The 17,442-nt window shown below is 47.5% G+C and carries 9 protein-coding genes; 6 read left to right on the top strand and 3 right to left on the bottom strand.

Going from position 1 to position 17,442, the window contains the following annotated elements; all coding sequences use genetic code 11:
* Positions 1 to 5: 5 nt before the first annotated feature.
* From purL to DWX62_RS07470, 4 genes are all read left to right on the top strand, one after another.
* On the top strand, positions 6 to 3,710 hold the full coding sequence (gene purL / locus DWX62_RS07485; RefSeq protein WP_120172668.1) for a phosphoribosylformylglycinamidine synthase: 3,705 nt from the start codon (positions 6 to 8) through the stop codon (positions 3,708 to 3,710).
* A 170-nt stretch (positions 3,711 to 3,880) separates the two neighbouring features.
* The gene (locus DWX62_RS07480) at positions 3,881 to 7,924 is read left to right on the top strand and encodes a two-component regulator propeller domain-containing protein (RefSeq protein ID WP_120172667.1); all 4,044 of its coding nucleotides are present in this window, start codon (positions 3,881 to 3,883) and stop codon (positions 7,922 to 7,924) included.
* A gap of 17 nt (positions 7,925 to 7,941) precedes the next feature.
* Positions 7,942 to 8,484, top strand: a complete 543-nt coding sequence (locus DWX62_RS07475) for a chromate transporter (protein WP_034523117.1) — start codon at positions 7,942 to 7,944, stop codon at positions 8,482 to 8,484.
* Positions 8,485 to 8,554: 70 nt separating this feature from the next.
* Positions 8,555 to 9,124: a chromate transporter gene (locus DWX62_RS07470; protein ID WP_005826308.1), complete on the top strand. Its 570-nt coding sequence runs from the start codon at positions 8,555 to 8,557 to the stop codon at positions 9,122 to 9,124.
* Between the two features lie 52 nt (positions 9,125 to 9,176).
* Here the strand turns inward: DWX62_RS07470 and DWX62_RS07465 are convergent, their stop codons facing one another.
* Together DWX62_RS07465 and DWX62_RS07460 are read right to left on the bottom strand one after the other, a co-directional pair.
* Complete coding sequence (locus DWX62_RS07465) at positions 9,177 to 10,688, bottom strand: family 10 glycosylhydrolase (protein WP_009036558.1); 1,512 nt, start codon at positions 10,686 to 10,688, stop codon at positions 9,177 to 9,179.
* A 40-nt stretch (positions 10,689 to 10,728) separates the two neighbouring features.
* On the bottom strand, positions 10,729 to 12,678 hold the full coding sequence (locus DWX62_RS07460) for a HAMP domain-containing sensor histidine kinase (protein ID WP_120172666.1): 1,950 nt from the start codon (positions 12,676 to 12,678) through the stop codon (positions 10,729 to 10,731).
* A gap of 184 nt (positions 12,679 to 12,862) precedes the next feature.
* On the opposite strand from DWX62_RS07460, the gene uvrA reads away from it, so the two are divergent.
* A complete protein-coding gene (gene uvrA / locus DWX62_RS07455) occupies positions 12,863 to 15,646 on the top strand; it encodes an excinuclease ABC subunit UvrA (protein WP_009036556.1) in 2,784 nt (927 codons plus the stop codon).
* Between the two features lie 99 nt (positions 15,647 to 15,745).
* Here the strand turns inward: uvrA and DWX62_RS07450 are convergent, their stop codons facing one another.
* Entirely contained in the window at positions 15,746 to 16,924 is a 1,179-nt protein-coding gene (locus DWX62_RS07450; protein WP_009036555.1) for an energy transducer TonB, read from the bottom strand.
* 192 nt (positions 16,925 to 17,116) lie between these two features.
* Here DWX62_RS07450 and DWX62_RS07445 point away from each other — a divergent pair, with 192 nt between their 5' ends.
* The gene (locus tag DWX62_RS07445) at positions 17,117 to 17,434 is read left to right on the top strand and encodes a type II toxin-antitoxin system RelE/ParE family toxin (RefSeq protein WP_005826303.1); all 318 of its coding nucleotides are present in this window, start codon (positions 17,117 to 17,119) and stop codon (positions 17,432 to 17,434) included.
* The last annotated feature ends 8 nt before the right edge of the window (positions 17,435 to 17,442 follow it).

Genomic DNA, 17,442 nt, shown 5'->3' with positions numbered 1-17,442 from the left:
TAACTATGATTCTTTTTTTCAGAACCCCATCCAAGAGTGTGATTGCCGTAGAATGTAATCATGAACTCCCCCAGGCAGACAGCGACAAACTCTGCTGGCTTTTTGGAGAAGCCACCCCCGAAAGTGAAGACAACCTGAAAGGACATTTCGTCGGCCCGCGCCGTGAGATGATTACTCCTTGGAGTACAAACGCCGTAGAAATCACCCAGAATATGGGGCTGGACGGCATCATACGCATCGAGGAGTACTTCCCCGTAGAAGATGAGAACGCAGACCACGACCCGATGCTGCAACGTATGTACAAGGGGCTGGACCAGAATGTATTTACAACCAACCGGCAGCCGGAACCGATTGTACACATCGAAGACCTGGAGGCATACAATGAAAAGGAAGGTCTGGCACTCTCCAAAGAAGAAATGGACTACCTCAAGAAAGTAGAGAAAGACCTCGGACGCCCTTTGACAGACTCCGAAGTATTCGGTTTCGCGCAAATCAACTCCGAGCACTGCCGTCACAAAATCTTCGGCGGGACATTCATCATCGATGGAGTGGAACAGGAATCTTCACTCTTCCAGATGATAAAGAAAACCACACAAGAGAATCCCAACAAAATTATCTCTGCCTACAAAGACAATGTAGCCTTTGCCGAAGGTCCGGTTATCGAACAGTTTGCCCCCGCAGACCACTCCAAGCCCGACTATTTCCAAGTAAAAGACATCAAGAGTGTCATCTCCCTGAAAGCGGAAACACATAACTTTCCCACTACCGTAGAACCGTTCAACGGTGCATCTACCGGTACGGGCGGTGAAATCCGCGACCGTATGGGCGGCGGTAAGGGCTCTTGGCCGATTGCCGGAACAGCCGTCTATATGACCTCCTACCCCCGTACGGAAGAAGGACGTCCTTGGGAAGAGATTCTGCCGGTACGCAAATGGCTGTATCAGACTCCCGAACAAATACTGATCAAGGCCTCCAATGGTGCCAGTGATTTCGGAAACAAATTCGGTCAACCGCTAATCTGCGGTTCCGTGCTCACTTTCGAACATAAGGAAAATGATGAAGTCTATGGTTACGACAAAGTGATTATGCTTGCTGGAGGCGTAGGCTACGGTACCCAGCGTGACTGTTTGAAAGGTACACCGGAAGCCGGAAACAAAGTGGTTGTTATCGGTGGAGACAATTACCGCATCGGTCTGGGCGGCGGCTCCGTATCTTCCGTAGATACCGGACGCTACAGCAGTGGCATCGAGCTGAATGCCGTGCAACGCGCCAACGCCGAAATGCAAAAACGTGCCTACAACGTGGTACGCGCACTTTGTGAGGAAGAGACCAATCCGGTTGTCTCCATCCACGACCACGGCTCTGCCGGACATGTTAACTGTCTGTCTGAATTGGTAGAGGAATGCGGCGGCCTGATTGACATGAGCAAGTTACCCATCGGTGACACCACGCTGTCTGCCAAGGAAATCATAGCCAACGAAAGCCAGGAACGCATGGGCTTGCTGATTCAGGAAGAGGCCATCGAACATGTACGCAAGGTAGCCGAACGTGAGCGTGCCCCGATGTACGTAGTCGGTGAAACGACCGGCGACCATCGCTTTGCCTTCCAGCAAGCTGACGGTGTACGTCCGTTCGACCTCGCCGTAGAACAGATGTTCGGCTCTTCCCCCAAGACCTATATGGTGGACAAGACCGTAGAACGTCACTACGAAATGCCCCAATACGAAGTTTCCCAACTACACGAATACCTCACCAATGTGCTCCAACTGGAAGCTGTGGCTTGTAAAGACTGGTTAACAAACAAGGTGGACCGTTCTGTAACAGGCAAAATTGCTCGCCAACAGTGCCAGGGTGAATTGCAGTTGCCTCTGAGCGATTGTGGTGTGGTAGCTTTGGACTATCGCGGCGAAAAGGGTATCGCAACCTCTCTGGGCCATGCTCCCCAGGCGGCACTTGCCGACCCGGCAGCCGGCTCCGTTCTTTCCGTCAGCGAAGCATTGACCAACTTGGTTTGGGCACCGCTTGCCGAAGGTCTGGACAGCGTTTCCCTTTCTGCCAACTGGATGTGGCCTTGCCGTTCGCAAGAAGGTGAAGATGCCCGTCTGTACACGGCAGTAAAGGCCTTGAGTGACTTCTGCTGTTCCCTGCAAATCAATGTACCGACCGGTAAAGACTCTCTTTCCATGACACAGAAATACCCCGACGGCAGCAAAGTAATTTCTCCGGGCACGGTAATTGTTTCTGCCGGTGGAGAAGTTTCCGACGTCAAGAAAGTCGTATCTCCGGTGCTGGTTAACAATGAAAAGACTACCATTTATCATATAGACTTCAGTTTCGACAACCTGAAACTCGGCGGTTCCGCCTTTGCTCAAACCCTGGGCAAGGTAGGTGACGAAGTTCCCAGCGTGCAGGATGCCGAATACTTCCGCGATGCTTTCCTTGCCGTGCAGGAACTGGTCAACAAGGGACTGATTCTTGCCGGACATGATATTTCCGCCGGTGGTCTTATCACTACACTGCTTGAAATGTGCTTTGCCAATGTGGAAGGCGGTATGGAAATCAACCTGGATAAAATCAAGGAGCAAGACCTTATCAAGATTCTGTTTGCAGAGAACCCGGGTATCGTTATCCAGGTGAGCGACAAGCACAAGGAAGCTGTAAAGCAAATACTGGAAGATGCAGGCGTAGGTTACGTGAAGCTCGGCAAACCGACAGACGAACGCCATATTCTTGTATCAAAAGGCGATGTTACTTATCAGTTTGGCATCGACTATATGCGTGATGTATGGTACTCTACTTCTTATCTCCTTGACCGTAAGCAGTCCATGAACGGCTGCGCCAAGAAGCGTTTCGAAAACTACAAGATGCAACCGGTGGAATTCGCCTTCATGCCGGACTTCAAAGGCAAGTTCTCACAATACGGCATTAATCCGGACCGCCGTACACCGTCAGGTATACGCGCCGCCATCATCCGTGAAAAAGGAACCAACGGCGAACGCGAAATGGCCTACTCACTCTATCTGGCAGGCTTCGATGTGAAGGATGTTACAATGACCGACCTTATCAGCGGCCGCGAGACGCTGGAAGATGTAAACATGATTGTTTACTGCGGTGGTTTCTCCAACTCCGACGTTCTTGGTTCTGCTAAGGGTTGGGCAGGTGCTTTCCTCTTCAATCCGAAAGCAAAAGAAGCGCTCGACAAATATTATGCACGCGAGGATACGCTTTCACTGGGTGTCTGCAACGGCTGCCAGCTCATGATGGAACTTAATCTTATCAATCCCGAGCACAAGAAAAACGGCAAGATGCTTCATAATGACTCACACAAGTTTGAATCCAGATTCCTCGGTGTTACCGTCCCCACCAACCGCAGCGTAATGCTCGGCTCACTGAGTGGCAGCAAACTGGGTATCTGGGTAGCTCACGGTGAAGGAAAATTCTCCTTGCCATACGACGAGGACAAATACAACGTCGTGCTGAAATACTCATACGACGAATATCCTTCCAACCCCAACGGCTCAGATTATTCCATAGCCGGATTGGCAAGTGCCGACGGACGTCATCTGGCCATGATGCCTCACTTGGAACGTGCCATCTTCCCCTGGCAGAACGGTTGCTACCCCGCAGACCGCGTAAACAGCGACCAAATCACTCCTTGGGTAGAAGCATTTGTCAATGCACGCAAGTGGGTGGAAGCCAATAAAAAATGAGCTGAACTTCCTTTTTTATAGAAATGTAACAAGCGCGGGTTATGAATAATCTCGCGCTTGTTACATTTCTATTCTTCGCTTTCTTTTTGTTTTTCTCAAACAAAAGCATTATTTTTGTGTTTATTTTCAACTCTCCCTCAGTACAACATTCAAAAAACCGTTCGACAATTATGAAAAAGTACTTCTTTTTCTACATACTACTATTATTGCCAATTATAGGCATTGCACAAACATACAAATACATCGGTGTGGAAGACGGTTTGAGCAACAGACGGGTATATGCAATTCAAAAGGGACCTAAAGGTTACATGTGGTTTCTTACCCACGACGGCATCGACCGATACAACGGAAAGGACTTCAAGCCGTACAAATTGATGGATGGAGATGAAGAAGTGAATTCCATGATGAACCTGAATTGGCTCTATGTTGACCCCAAAGGCACCATATGGGAAATAGGCAAAAAAGGACGTGTGTTCCGCTATGATACAAAACACGATCGCTTTGTCCTGGTATACAAGCTACCCGAAAGCGAAGTGAAAGGACGTCCAACCCCTATCAGTTACGGTTTTGTGGATGCCAACAGCGTAATATGGCTTTGCAATGAAGATGCCCTATATCTGTACGACAGCAATACCCAGAAGGTAACATTCATTCAAAACGAAATAGGAGAACGAATTACGGATATCGCACAGATTGATTCGACCCACTTCTTCATCGGAACCGACATCGGCATACACTATGCTGAACTGGCCAATAACATCCTCACCCTCAGCCCCTGCAACCAGTTGGATACCTTGAAGATACAAATCAACGAACTATACTATCACAAACCATCCCACAAGGTTTTTATCGGTACTTTCCAGCGGGGAATATTCTCCTATGACCTAAACAAGCACAAGGTCATGCATATACCATCCGGACTGATGGACATCAGCATCAACTGTATCCGTGCCTTCAATGACAATGAGATTCTCATCGCAACGGACGGAGCCGGTGTCTACAAGATGAATACCGATACCTATGCATCCGAACCGTATATCGTTGCCGACTACAATCGGTACAACTCAATGAACGGAAATACTATCAATGACATTTACATCGACAGCGAGCAGCGTATCTGGATGGCCAATTATCCCATCGGCATAACTGTACGCAACAACCGATATACCGATTACCAATGGATAAAACACTCTATCGGCAATAAACAATCACTCATCAATGACCAGGTAAACGCCATCATCGAGGACCATGACGGAGATTTATGGTTTGCCACGAACAACGGAATCAGCCTCTATTACAGCAAGACGAAACAATGGCATTCTTTTCTCAGCACCTTCGACTCCGAAAGCCATAGCAAAAATCACACCTTCATCTCACTATGCGAGGTGGAGCCCGGCATCATCTGGGCCGGAGGGTATAGTTCCGGCATCTACCAGATAAACAAGAAGCAACTGTCCATAGACTTCTTTACCCCATCCTTATTCAGCAATCTGAATATCCGGCCAGACAAGTATATTCGTTCCATTATGAAAGATTCTTCAGGAAACATCTGGTCCGGAGGGTATTATAACTTAAAAGAAATAGATTATTCCAGAAAAAACATACGGCACTTCCCGGGCTTGAATGGTATCACCGCTATCATAGAGAAGGACTCCACACATATGTGGATAGGCACTGCCACCGGCTTGTACCTATTGGAAAAAGTGACCGGTAAGTATAGCTATATCCAGATGCCGGTAGAATCCTATTACATCTATTCTCTATACCAAGCTTCCGACGGAATGCTGTATATCGGTACCAACAATGCCGGTTTACTGGTATATGATACGACCAAAAACACATTCAGACATTATCATAGAGACAACTGCGCTTTGATTTCCAATAATATCTATACACTATTGTCCGATGGTAAAGGAAATATCTTCCTGAGTACAGAACACGGTCTGTCCACCTTCTATCCTGCCGAAGAGACATTCCATAACTGGACCAAAGAACAAGGACTGAAGTCTGACCATTTCAACGCAGCCTCAGGCACCTTGAGGAAAAACGGCAATTTCATTTTCGGCAGTACGGATGGAGCCATAGAGTTCGACAAGGACATGGTCCTGCCTCGCGACTATAAGTTCAAAATGGTATTCAATGACCTGCGGGTATTCTATCAGACCGTTTATCCCAAGGATGAAGGTTCTCCACTTATTCTGGATATTGACGAGACAAAAACCTTGCGTTTGAAGTACAACCAGAACATCTTCTCATTGCAGGTCTCAGACATCAACTATGACTATCCTTCCCTAATTCTGTACTCCTGGAAACTGGAAGGCTTCTATGAGGGTTGGAGCCGTCCGGGAGAGGAAAACGTCATCCGTTTTACCAACCTGAGTCCGGGCAACTATACCCTCCGCGTACGTGCCATCTCCAACGAAGACCGTCGTATTGTCCTGGAGGAACGCAGTATGGACATCATTATCGAGCAACCCCTCTGGCTCAGTTTCTGGGCGCTGATACTCTATGCAGTAATTATCATATCCATTGCAAGCATCACTCTGCGAATAATAGTCTTGAGAAAACAGCGGAAAGAATCCGATGAGAAAATACGCTTCTTCGTCAATACGGCGCATGATATACGTACTCCACTGACGCTCATCAAAGCACCCTTGGAAGAAATCACCGAACGCGAGCAACTGACTTCCAGCGGACAGAGCAACATCAATACAGCCCTGCGAAACGTAAATGCCTTGTTGCGCCTGACCACCAACCTTATTAATTTCGAGCGCGCAGACACCTATTCCGGAAGTCTATACGTATCCGAATACGAACTGAGCACATATATGGAAGAGACGATCGATGCTTTCCGTTCATACGCAAACATAAAACACATCAACCTGACCTACGAAAGCAGCTTCCGTTATCTGAACGTATGGTTAGATAAGGACAAGATGGATTCCATTTTGAAAAATATCATATCCAACGCACTGAAATATACACCAGACGGCGGCAATGTACATGTCTTTACTTCCGAGACAGAAGATACCTGGAGTATTGAGGTGAAAGATACCGGTATCGGAATTCCGGCTTCAGAACAGAAAAAGCTGTTCAAGATGCATTTCCGTGGCAGTAATGCTATCAATTCCAAAGTTACCGGCAGCGGCATCGGACTACTTCTGGTAGGGAAACTTGTACACTTACATAAAGGAAAGCTCAACTTCAGCAGCATGGAAGGGAAAGGCTCTTGCATCAAAATCACGTTCCCCAAAGGGAACAAGCATTTCCGCAAGGCAATCCAACGCCCTCAGCCCCAAAACGAACGTATTGTTTATTCGGCTTCCGGAGTGCCTATCAATGCCTCCGCCACATCGTCCCCTGCTTCCAGCGACATCTACGACAAGACGCAGCAACAGTCGCAAAACAACAGTAGCCACCAGAAAATTCTTATTGTAGAGGACAATGACGAACTAAGGGAATATCTGCGCAGAACATTGTCTGAACAGTACAACATACAAGTATGCTCCAACGGAAAAGAGGCACTGACCATTGTCAAGGAGTATATGCCCAACCTCGTCATTTCAGACATCATGATGCCGGAAATGAGAGGAGACGAATTGTGTCATATCCTGAAGAACGACATCGAGACATCACATATCCCCATCATCCTGCTCACAGCACTGAATACCGACAAGAATATCATCGAGGGACTGCAAAGCGGAGCGGATGAATATATTGTGAAACCCTTCAATATCGGTATATTGCGAGCAAACATTGCCAACCTGCTGACTAACCGGGCACTGTTGCGCCACAAATATACCAGCCTGGACCTGAACGACGAGAAGAACAATACGGATTGCATCAACTGCTCCAACGACTTGGACTGGAAATTCATTGCAACCGTCAAAAAGAGCGTCGAAGACAATATGGACAACCCAAGCTTCAACGTCGACGTGCTCTGCAACCTGCTGAATATGAGCAGGACCAGCTTCTACAATAAGATAAAGGCACTGACCGACCAAGCTCCGGCTGACTACATCCGGCTGATTCGACTGAAACATGCTGCCCAACTTCTGAAAGAACAAAAGCATACCATCACCGAGATTTCAGAGCTGACCGGTTTCAGTGATGCGAAATATTTCCGTGAAGTATTCAAGAAACATTTCAATATGAGCCCAAGCCAGTATGCCAAGAGAGGGAAGGAAGGGAAAGATGATAAAGAAATAAAGTAAATTACAACATTTTGAATATGAATATATATCTTGAAGCATTCTCCATTTTCTTTAAGATAGGAGCCTTTACCATCGGCGGCGGTTATGCTATGGTACCGCTGATAGAAAACGAAATCGTAACCAAACGAAACTGGATAGCCAAAGAAGATTTCATTGACCTGCTTGCTATATCACAGTCCGCTCCGGGCATCCTTGCCGTCAATATATCCATTTTTATAGGGTACCGGCTACGGGGAATACGAGGGAGCATAATCACTGCATTGGGAACCATACTTCCTTCGTTTCTCATCATCCTCGCCATAGCGTTGTTCTTTCACAACTTCAAGGACAACACCATTGTGGAACGTATATTCAAAGGTATTCGCCCGGCAGTGGTTGCATTGATTGCAGCCCCTACATTCAGCATGGCTAAATCGGCCCGGATAAACCGATACAACATATGGATACCGGTGGTTTCAGCACTGCTCATCTGGCTGTTGGGCTTCTCTCCCATCTGGATTATCATTGCGGCAGGTGTAGGAGGATACTTCTTCGGACGTTTTCAACGTCCGAAGAAGTAAAAATTAAAGAATTAAAAATTAAAAAGGATAGCAACATTAATCACTAACCATTTATCATTAATTACTAATCATGGTTTTCTTACAGTTATTCTATACATTCTTTAAGATTGGGCTTTTCGGCTTTGGTGGCGGATATGCCATGTTGTCTATGATACAAGGTGAAGTAGTTACCCGTTACGGTTGGCTTACAGCGCAGGAATTTACTGATATTGTGGCAATCAGCCAGATGACACCCGGTCCGATAGGAATCAATTCGGCAACTTATGTGGGTTATACTACGATAGCTGATTGCTACGGTACAAGCTATGGTATTTTAGGTTCTATTATTGCTACGTTTGCCGTGGTGCTTCCTTCTTTCCTACTGATGCTGACCATCAGCAAATTCTTTCTGAAATACCAGAAACATCCTTCCGTGGAAGCGGTATTCAGTGGGCTCCGCCCGGCAGTAGTCGGTCTGCTGGCCTCAGCCGCGCTGGTATTGATGAATTCGGAAAACTTCAGTTCTCCCAAAGAAGACATATATTCCTTCGTCATCAGCTGCCTCATCTTCCTCGTGACATTTATAGGCACAAAGAAATATAAACTGAACCCGATAGGAATGATTGTAGCTTGTGGAATAGCAGGATTGATACTTTATTAGGGATTAAGGATTAAACGTTAATGATTAATCCCTAATCCTTAATCCCTAATTTTTAAAGTTTAATCTTCTTTCCAACGGATTTCGACTCATTATGCAGACGGTCCAAGGCTGTCACCACATAGCGGTACTTTGTCTTTCCGTCTTCATAAGGAAGTTTATAGAAATTATCGCGCGTGATGGCTACAATATGGGAAGGGTCATCTATATTCACTTTCTCTTTGTCATTAAAGCGATAGACCACATATTGGACGGCACGGTTCATTTCCTCTTTATACTTGGGAGCTGTCCAGAAAAGAATATATCCGTCTTCCGTCCACACCGGTTTCATCTTACGTACCTTTGCCGGGGCTTCGTTATCCATGAAATCGAAAACGGGAGGCAGCGCCGGATACTTATGATATTCGGCAATCAGGGCATCGCGATACTTGCCTGCATTCTCTACAACCGCACTGGCAGGCCACTGGCAACTGCCACCGATGGTCTGATAGGCCCGTTGCAAGGCCATTTTGCGAGGAAGCTGATTTATCGACGGGTTCTTGGGGTCGGCATTCTGCACGGTGTTCATCACGGACTGGCCAATAAACAAGGGGCGGTTTTCCGTATTCCTGGCCCACCACTTCACCAGTGTCTCATAGTCGGCAACCGGATGTCCTATATGCCAATAAATCTGCGGAATATTATAGTCTATCCAACCTTCACGGGCCCACAGCAACACGTCCGCATAAAGGTCATCGTAGTTTTGCAGGCCTTTGGTCTTACTGCCAAGCGGGTCACTGCTTTCATTCCGGTAAATGCCAAACGGAGAAACCCCGAACTTCACCCACGGCTTGATTTCACGAATTGTTTCATGCAGTTTCTTAATCAGCACATTCACGTTGCTCCGGCGCCAGTCTCCTTTATTGCTGAAACCTCCGCCAAAACGTGCAAAACTTGCATCGTCAGGGAAATCCTTTCCCTTAATGGGATAAGGATAAAAGTAATCGTCCATATGAATGGCATCCACATCATAGCGGGAAACGATGTCGCTCACCACCATGCAGATGTGCCGGCGGCTCTCAGGCAGTGCCGGGTCAAAATACAACTGGTCGCCATAAGTGACAAACCATTCCGGATGGATATTGTACACATGATTGGGAGCCAACTCACTCTTCAAGGTCGTCTTCGTGCGATACGGATTAATCCATGCATGAAACTCCATACCACGCTTATGGCATTCATCAATCATAAACTGCATAGGGTCCCAATAGGGTTCGGGCTCTTTACCCTGCACTCCGGTAAGGAAACGACTCCACGGTTCCAGTCTGGAAGCATACAGAGCATCCGCTTCGGGACGTACCTGGAAAATTATGGCGTTGATTCCCGCCTTCTGCAAGGAATTCAACTGCCCGATCAGATTCTGCTTCAGTTTTTCGGTCGGCATTCCACGGAACTGTCCGTTTACTGACTGTATCCATGCTGCACGAAATTCACGTTTAGGATAGGCAGACCCGGTCTGCACTTGCGCAAATACTCCTCCCGCCATTAGCAGCAAGAAGAATACACATAAAAGGGATTTTACTCTCATTCTCTAATTACAGCTTTTTAATACTTAAAATAGTTTATAATTAAGGTTTGTCCTTCATCGGCCATTCCACAATAAAGCGGCATCCTCCGCAATAGGTGTCATCCAGATAAATCCGGCCTCCCACCAACTCCATTATCTCATTGGCTATGGCAAGCCCCAATCCGGACCCTTTGGTAAACGTGTCCACTTTATAAAAACGTTCGAAAATACGGTCCGATTCGTCCGGCCTGATGCCTATACCGGTATCCTCTATCACGAAGCGCAATACATGTCGGGACTTATCTTCCTCGCAGGAAACGCGTATATGACCTTCTTCCGTAAACTTCACCGCATTATCCAACAAAGACACCAGCACCATTTTCAGCCATTGCCGGGCTGCATAAAAGGCCATAATGCCGGAAGCAGGCACATATTCCAGTTCAACTCCCGGCTTCAGTTCCGGACGGAAGCCCTCAATACATTCCTTGCAACACGCATCCACTTCTATCTCCTCCCGCGGCATCTCCCACACTCGCGAATCCATATCCGCAATATTGAGTATGTTCTCCATCAGACTCAACAGATATGTATTGTTGCCCTCCACTTGTTCAACATACTCGCGTTTCTCCACATCATCCAGTTTCTCTTGAGCCAGCAAGGTAGAAAAGCCGACGATGGAATTCAACGGAGTACGGATTTCATGGGTGATATGCTGTATAAAGGAACTTTTGACCTGGCTCATTTTTTCCACCGCCCTGCGTGCAGCTTCCAACTTGCGGTTCATGGAGAGGGTGCGGATATACAGATAAGTAATGAGCAGCAAAAGCAACAATACCAGTCCGCCAACGGCCAAGGCTATCATCAGTCGTTCCTTGTTCAATCTGGCACTCAGCTCCAGCTTCTCCATCTTCAACCGGTCCACCTCAAACTGTGCCGTATATTTGCTTAGCTTGTCATCCATTTCTGCCGTACGCACGGAGTCACTCACGGCGGCATATCTGGCATAACTGCGGCAAGCCGCACGATAATCGCCCAACTGTTCCTGCAGTTCTCCTTTCATATAATGGTTATAAGGATAGCAAAGCCCCAGTGAATGCTGATAATCCATGAGTGAATCCACGTAAGCAATGTTACCTTTCAAATCACCGAGGATACGGCAACACATTATCTTATAGCCAAACCATGCTTCGGGCGTCGAGCTCTCCGGATGTTGACGGTAGAAGCGGTCGGTCTCCTCAATATAAGGCTCAGTAGCCTTTCTACCTTCATTGGCCAATAAGCCTATAACCCTGAATTCACAGAAACGCAGGTGCAGGGAAGGGGCCATGCTGACTTGTTTACGGTCCAGTTTGTCCTCCAGTTGCGACAATTTACTCAGATACTCGCCGGCTTCTGCATACTCACTGCGTGAAAGATAAGTCTGGATAATATTAAGCAACACCACGTATGCGTCACGATAATAGCTGCCTTCCTCGAAAAGTTTCAGTGCATTGTTGTAATTCTCTATACACAGTTTTACGTTGTTTCCAAAGACCCGATGGTTATACCCGATGCACATTTCGCCACATGCCAATCCGTATTTGTCCCGGGCTTGCTCGGCATCCTGATGGAGCCTGACGGTTTCAGCCATCGCCTCCTCCTGCATACCTTTCTCCGTCATACGCTGAATGTACTGCCGCCACGCCATATACCGGTCTCGTATCCGTTGGTATTTCCGGCACCAGTCCATATATTCATAGGTTGCGGCTTTCAATTGGTCAATGTCCCCCAACTGATAATAATGAGAAATCAAGTTGTTATGGGCATCACTAATCTGTACCGTATCGTTCAGTTCGCGGGCAAGTTTTATCCACCGGGCATTGATGGAAGGCAATCGGTCTTGTCCCAACACTTTCTGCGCACTATCTGCCAGAGCTTTCATCTCTCCATAAGGGTCTTCGGCATGCAGGATTGAGGGGCATAAACCTAACACCAGCACAACAAGAAGCCATTTTATATTACGCTTTACCATGTTCGGACATTAAAAGGAGTCGGATGCGAATTTAGTGCTTTTATTTAATGTAAATTAGCAGTCATCCTAAAGTATAACAAATCTTAACCTTGCCTATCTGATACGATTTTTCCAGCAGGTTCGTTTTATTCTACCCCGGTTTGCATTATCTTTGCAAATCCTAAATCACATAAGTGACTTTTATATGGCAGAAAATACATCGATTATCATAAAGGGAGCCCGTGTCAATAACCTCAAGAACATTGACGTAGAGATTCCCCGTAACAAACTCGTAGTCATCACCGGACTGTCCGGTTCCGGAAAATCCTCACTTGCTTTCGATACATTATATGCCGAGGGGCAGCGCCGCTACGTGGAGAGCTTGAGCAGTTATGCCCGCCAGTTTTTGGGACGTATGAGCAAGCCTGAATGCGATTTCATCAAAGGGATTCCACCTGCCATTGCCATTGAGCAGAAAGTAAGCAGCCGTAACCCACGGTCCACCGTGGGTACCTCCACTGAAATATACGAATATCTGCGGTTGCTCTACGCACGTGTCGGTAAGACCTTCAGCCCGGTCAGCGGACAAGAAGTGAAGAAACACTCGGCAGAAGATATCGTGAAGTGCATGCTGGAATATCCGGAAGGAACCAAGTATACCGTGCTCGCCCCGATATTGCTGCGCGAAGACCGCACGCTGCAACAACAACTGGAGATAGACATGAAGCAAGGTTTCACCCGTCTGGAAGTGAACGGTGAAATGATGCGCATCGACGAATACAAGCCGAAAGCCGGAGACACAGTTTTTCTGTTGATTGACCGTATGACAGCCTCTTCAGAAAAGGATTCCGTCAGCCGCCTCACCGACTCGGCCGAAACAGCCATGTATGAAGGAGACGGTGCCTGCCTGCTGCGTTTCTACCAGCCCGACGGGAGTACCTGCCTCTATCGTTTCAGCACCAAGTTCGAGGCAGACGGCATCACCTTCGAAGAACCGAACGACCAGATGTTCTCCTTCAACTCTCCCATCGGTGCATGCCCCGTATGCGAGGGATTCGGGAAAGTCATCGGCATCGACGAGCATCTCGTGATACCCGACCGCTCCTTGTCCGTCTATGATGGAGCCGTTGTATGCTGGCGGGGCGAAAAGATGGGCGAATGGAGGGATATGGTGATACACGGAGCCGAGAAAGCCGGCTTCCCCATCTTCACTCCCTATTATGAACTGACCGACGAGCAACGCCGGATGCTGTGGGAAGGGACACCCTACTTTGAGGGCATCAACGCCTTCTTCAAGATGGTGCAGGAAAATCAGTACAAGATACAATACCGTGTGATGCTGGCACGCTACCGCGGAAAGACGCTCTGCCCCAAATGCCACGGCACCCGCCTGAAGCCCGAAGCAAACTACGTACGCGTGGGAGGACGCAACATCTCCGAACTGGTAGATTTGCCCATCACTGAGTTGAAGCTCTTCTTCGACAACCTGCAACTGGACCCGCATGACGCCGACATAGCCCGCCGCATCCTGACAGAAATCAACAGCCGCATCCAGTTCCTATTGGATGTCGGTCTGGGATACCTCACGCTGAACCGCCTCAGCAACTCGCTCTCCGGCGGTGAAAGCCAGCGAATCAACCTTGCCACTTCACTGGGTAGCAGCTTAGTGGGCAGCCTGTATATTCTTGACGAACCGAGCATCGGCCTGCATAGCCGCGATACGGACAAACTGATACACGTGCTCCGCCAGCTGCAACAGTTGGGCAATACGGTAGTGGTAGTGGAACACGACGAAGAGATTATCCGCGCTGCCGACTATATCATCGACATCGGTCCCCGGGCAGGCCGCTTGGGAGGAGAGGTGGTCTATCAGGGAGACATGAAAGACCTTCAGAAAAACAGTGACAGTTATACCGTGCGCTATCTGCTGGGGGAAGAGACAATCCCACTGCCGGAACACCGCCGCCCGTGGAACAACTATATAGAAATAAAGGGGGCCCGCGAAAACAACCTGAAGGGTGTAGAGGCACGGTTCCCGCTGAATGTAATGACCGTAGTCACCGGTGTCAGCGGTTCGGGCAAGAGTACGCTGGTACGCGACATCTTCTACCGCGCCTTGAAACGGGAGTTGGATGAATGCAACGAACGTCCGGGCGAGTTCACTTCCATTGGAGGAGACTTGCAGAACCTGCGCAATGTAGAGTTTGTTGACCAGAATCCTATCGGGAAGTCATCGAGAAGTAACCCCGTGACCTACATCAAGGCCTACGATGAAATCCGTAAACTATGGGCAGACCAACCGCTTGCCAAGCAGATGGGATACAGTGCCGGATACTTCAGCTTCAACAGCGAAGGCGGCCGTTGCGAGGAATGCAAGGGTGAAGGCACCATCACGGTGGAGATGCAATTCATGGCAGACCTTGTACTGGAATGCGAATCCTGCCACGGCAAACGCTTCAAGGCGGACACGCTGGAAGTGAAGTTCCACGACATGAATATCTACGACGTATTGGAGATGACCGTAAACCAAGCCATCGAATTCTTTACGCAACACGGACAGAAAAAGATTGTGAAGAAGCTGCAACCCTTGCAGGATGTAGGTTTGGGATATATCAAACTGGGGCAAGCCTCCTCCACCCTCTCCGGTGGAGAGAACCAGCGCGTGAAACTCGCCTTCTACCTCAGCCAGGAGAAAGCAGACCCGACCATGTTCATCTTCGATGAACCGACCACCGGACTACACTTCCATGACATCAAGAAACTGCTCGAAGCCTTCGATGCCCTGATACGCCGCGGGCACAGCATTGTCATCATCGAACATAATCTGGATGTGGTGAAGTGTGCGGACCATGTGATAGACCTGGGGCCCGAAGGAGGGGACAAAGGAGGAAACATCGTAGCTACCGGTACACCGGAGGAAGTGGCGAAGTGTGCGGCAAGTTATACGGGACAATTCTTGCAAGAGAAATTACACCCCTCGCTTCCTTAAATAGAACACAGAGGCACGGAGACACAGAGATATTAAATTCAAGGAAAAAGAATAAAACTCTATGCCTCCGTGTCTTTGTGCTTAATCTTACCGGTGCTACTACTCCAATTTAAAAGTAACCGGAAAAGTAAATTCCACCTTCACGGCTTTACCCTGCTGCATCCCCGGTTTCCATTGTGGCATCAATCCTACAATCCGTAATGCTTCCTCATCCAAGGCAGGATACCTGCTGCGCATAATAACGGGGTCCGTCACACGACCATTCTCGTCAATCACCACGCTGACAGCAACTCTTCCTTGAATGCCATTCTTACGGGCTTCTTCCGGATAACGGATATTCTTTTGAATAAAATCCATTAAGGCTTTCATACCTCCCGGAAACTCGGGCATCACTTCCATTACTTTATAGACCGGTTCTTCCATTGGCTCTTCCGTTATCAATTGTGGGCTCCCGCCCTTCCCTGCATCCGAAACATAAGGGGAAAGAGATGTCTTTTCCGCCGTTCTCCATTCTTCCTCATTGTCCGTCAGTCTGAACTCAGCCATCATCAAGACAGGTTTCCTCCTGATGGTTATCTCATAAAAGTAACGGTAGCGTCCCGGCTTGTTGGGATGCACATCCGGATAAAGGGAGGCTTTCATAACCCTTTCCTCCCCATCTCGCAGCACATAGGCGATGTCCCAAAAGGCAGCGTTTATCGGCAATTCCCGCCAAGTACCTTTTTCGTCTTCGAACGTCAAGTAGTAATGCTCGCCGCAGATCAAATCTCCGCCGCTGTGATTGCTGAGGATGAATGTCGCATGGAGAGCTTTCGTTGAAAAGACCGGATATTCGGGACGGATATAGATGCCACGAATATGGTTCCTGCCTACTCTCTCGTTGATGACGGGGACTTCTACACCATGAAAACAGAAAACGGGGGAGTCCATTATCTTCTCCCGGAACTCTTTCTGCCGCTCGGGAGTATTCACCATCAAATCTATATCGATGCAATGCAACCCCACCCCATATCCGGTCACATTCCTCTGAATGTGTGTATATGGTGTATTATTCAATCTTTTTCTCAGTTCTTCGTGAATGGCAAGCAATTGTCTTTGCAAGTAGTCACCATCATCCGCAATCCCTATCTTGAGGCTATCGCTCACTGTTTTTTTTCCCACCCCTTGGTCTATCCTTACTGTATCTATGGAATCTTCAGACATTTCCATGCGTTCCGTCTTATTCATTCGGCAAGATGACAAGCAGCAAAGCAATAAGGTAATACAAACTCTATTCATGGCATTTTGCTTTTAGGATTCATACTTCGAGTATAAATATAAGGATTTTTGCTATAATGTTCAAAACCAGCCTCTACTTTCATTAACATATAAAAAGTTTCACGTTATCCAGGCAACCAACAAATATCCACTTTTATAGTGGAATATTGGAGATATACATTACCTTTGCACAATGAAAACAATCTAAAAACAATGGAAATACACTTTGATAAGGAATACTTGCAACAACTATATGAGGAAGGAAAAACAAAGGATAAGAAATATCGCTTTCAGCCTCAAATGGTGAAACGATATCAGTTGCGCATAAAGACCTTGGAATACGTTCAAAATATCGAAGAGCTTTACGCCATTCGGTCGTTTCATTACGAAGTATTGAAAGGAGATAAAGCAGGTATTTCTTCCATTAGAGTAAATGACCAATACCGCATAGAATTCACAGTAAAGCAGAGTACATCTGAAACCGTAGTGACAATATGTAATATCCTGGAATTATCGAACCACTATAAATGATTATGAAT

Source organism: Bacteroides sp. AF20-13LB (assembly GCF_003603065.1).
Lineage (GTDB): Bacteria > Bacteroidota > Bacteroidia > Bacteroidales > Bacteroidaceae > Bacteroides > Bacteroides uniformis.
This window is presented reverse-complemented; position numbering and strand designations above follow the sequence as displayed.

Excerpts from the sequence above, each read along its gene's own strand:
- purL (WP_120172668.1), top strand. The coding sequence starts at position 6 with ATGATTCTTTTTTTCAGAACCCCATCCAAGAGTGTGATTGCCGTAGAA.
- DWX62_RS07480 (WP_120172667.1), top strand. The coding sequence starts at position 3,881 with ATGAAAAAGTACTTCTTTTTCTACATACTACTATTATTGCCAATTATA.
- DWX62_RS07475 (WP_034523117.1), top strand. The coding sequence starts at position 7,942 with ATGAATATATATCTTGAAGCATTCTCCATTTTCTTTAAGATAGGAGCC.
- DWX62_RS07470 (WP_005826308.1), top strand. The coding sequence starts at position 8,555 with ATGGTTTTCTTACAGTTATTCTATACATTCTTTAAGATTGGGCTTTTC.
- DWX62_RS07465 (WP_009036558.1), bottom strand. The coding sequence starts at position 10,688 with ATGAGAGTAAAATCCCTTTTATGTGTATTCTTCTTGCTGCTAATGGCG.
- DWX62_RS07460 (WP_120172666.1), bottom strand. The coding sequence starts at position 12,678 with ATGGTAAAGCGTAATATAAAATGGCTTCTTGTTGTGCTGGTGTTAGGT.
- uvrA (WP_009036556.1), top strand. The coding sequence starts at position 12,863 with ATGGCAGAAAATACATCGATTATCATAAAGGGAGCCCGTGTCAATAAC.
- DWX62_RS07450 (WP_009036555.1), bottom strand. The coding sequence starts at position 16,924 with ATGAATAGAGTTTGTATTACCTTATTGCTTTGCTGCTTGTCATCTTGC.
- DWX62_RS07445 (WP_005826303.1), top strand. The coding sequence starts at position 17,117 with ATGGAAATACACTTTGATAAGGAATACTTGCAACAACTATATGAGGAA.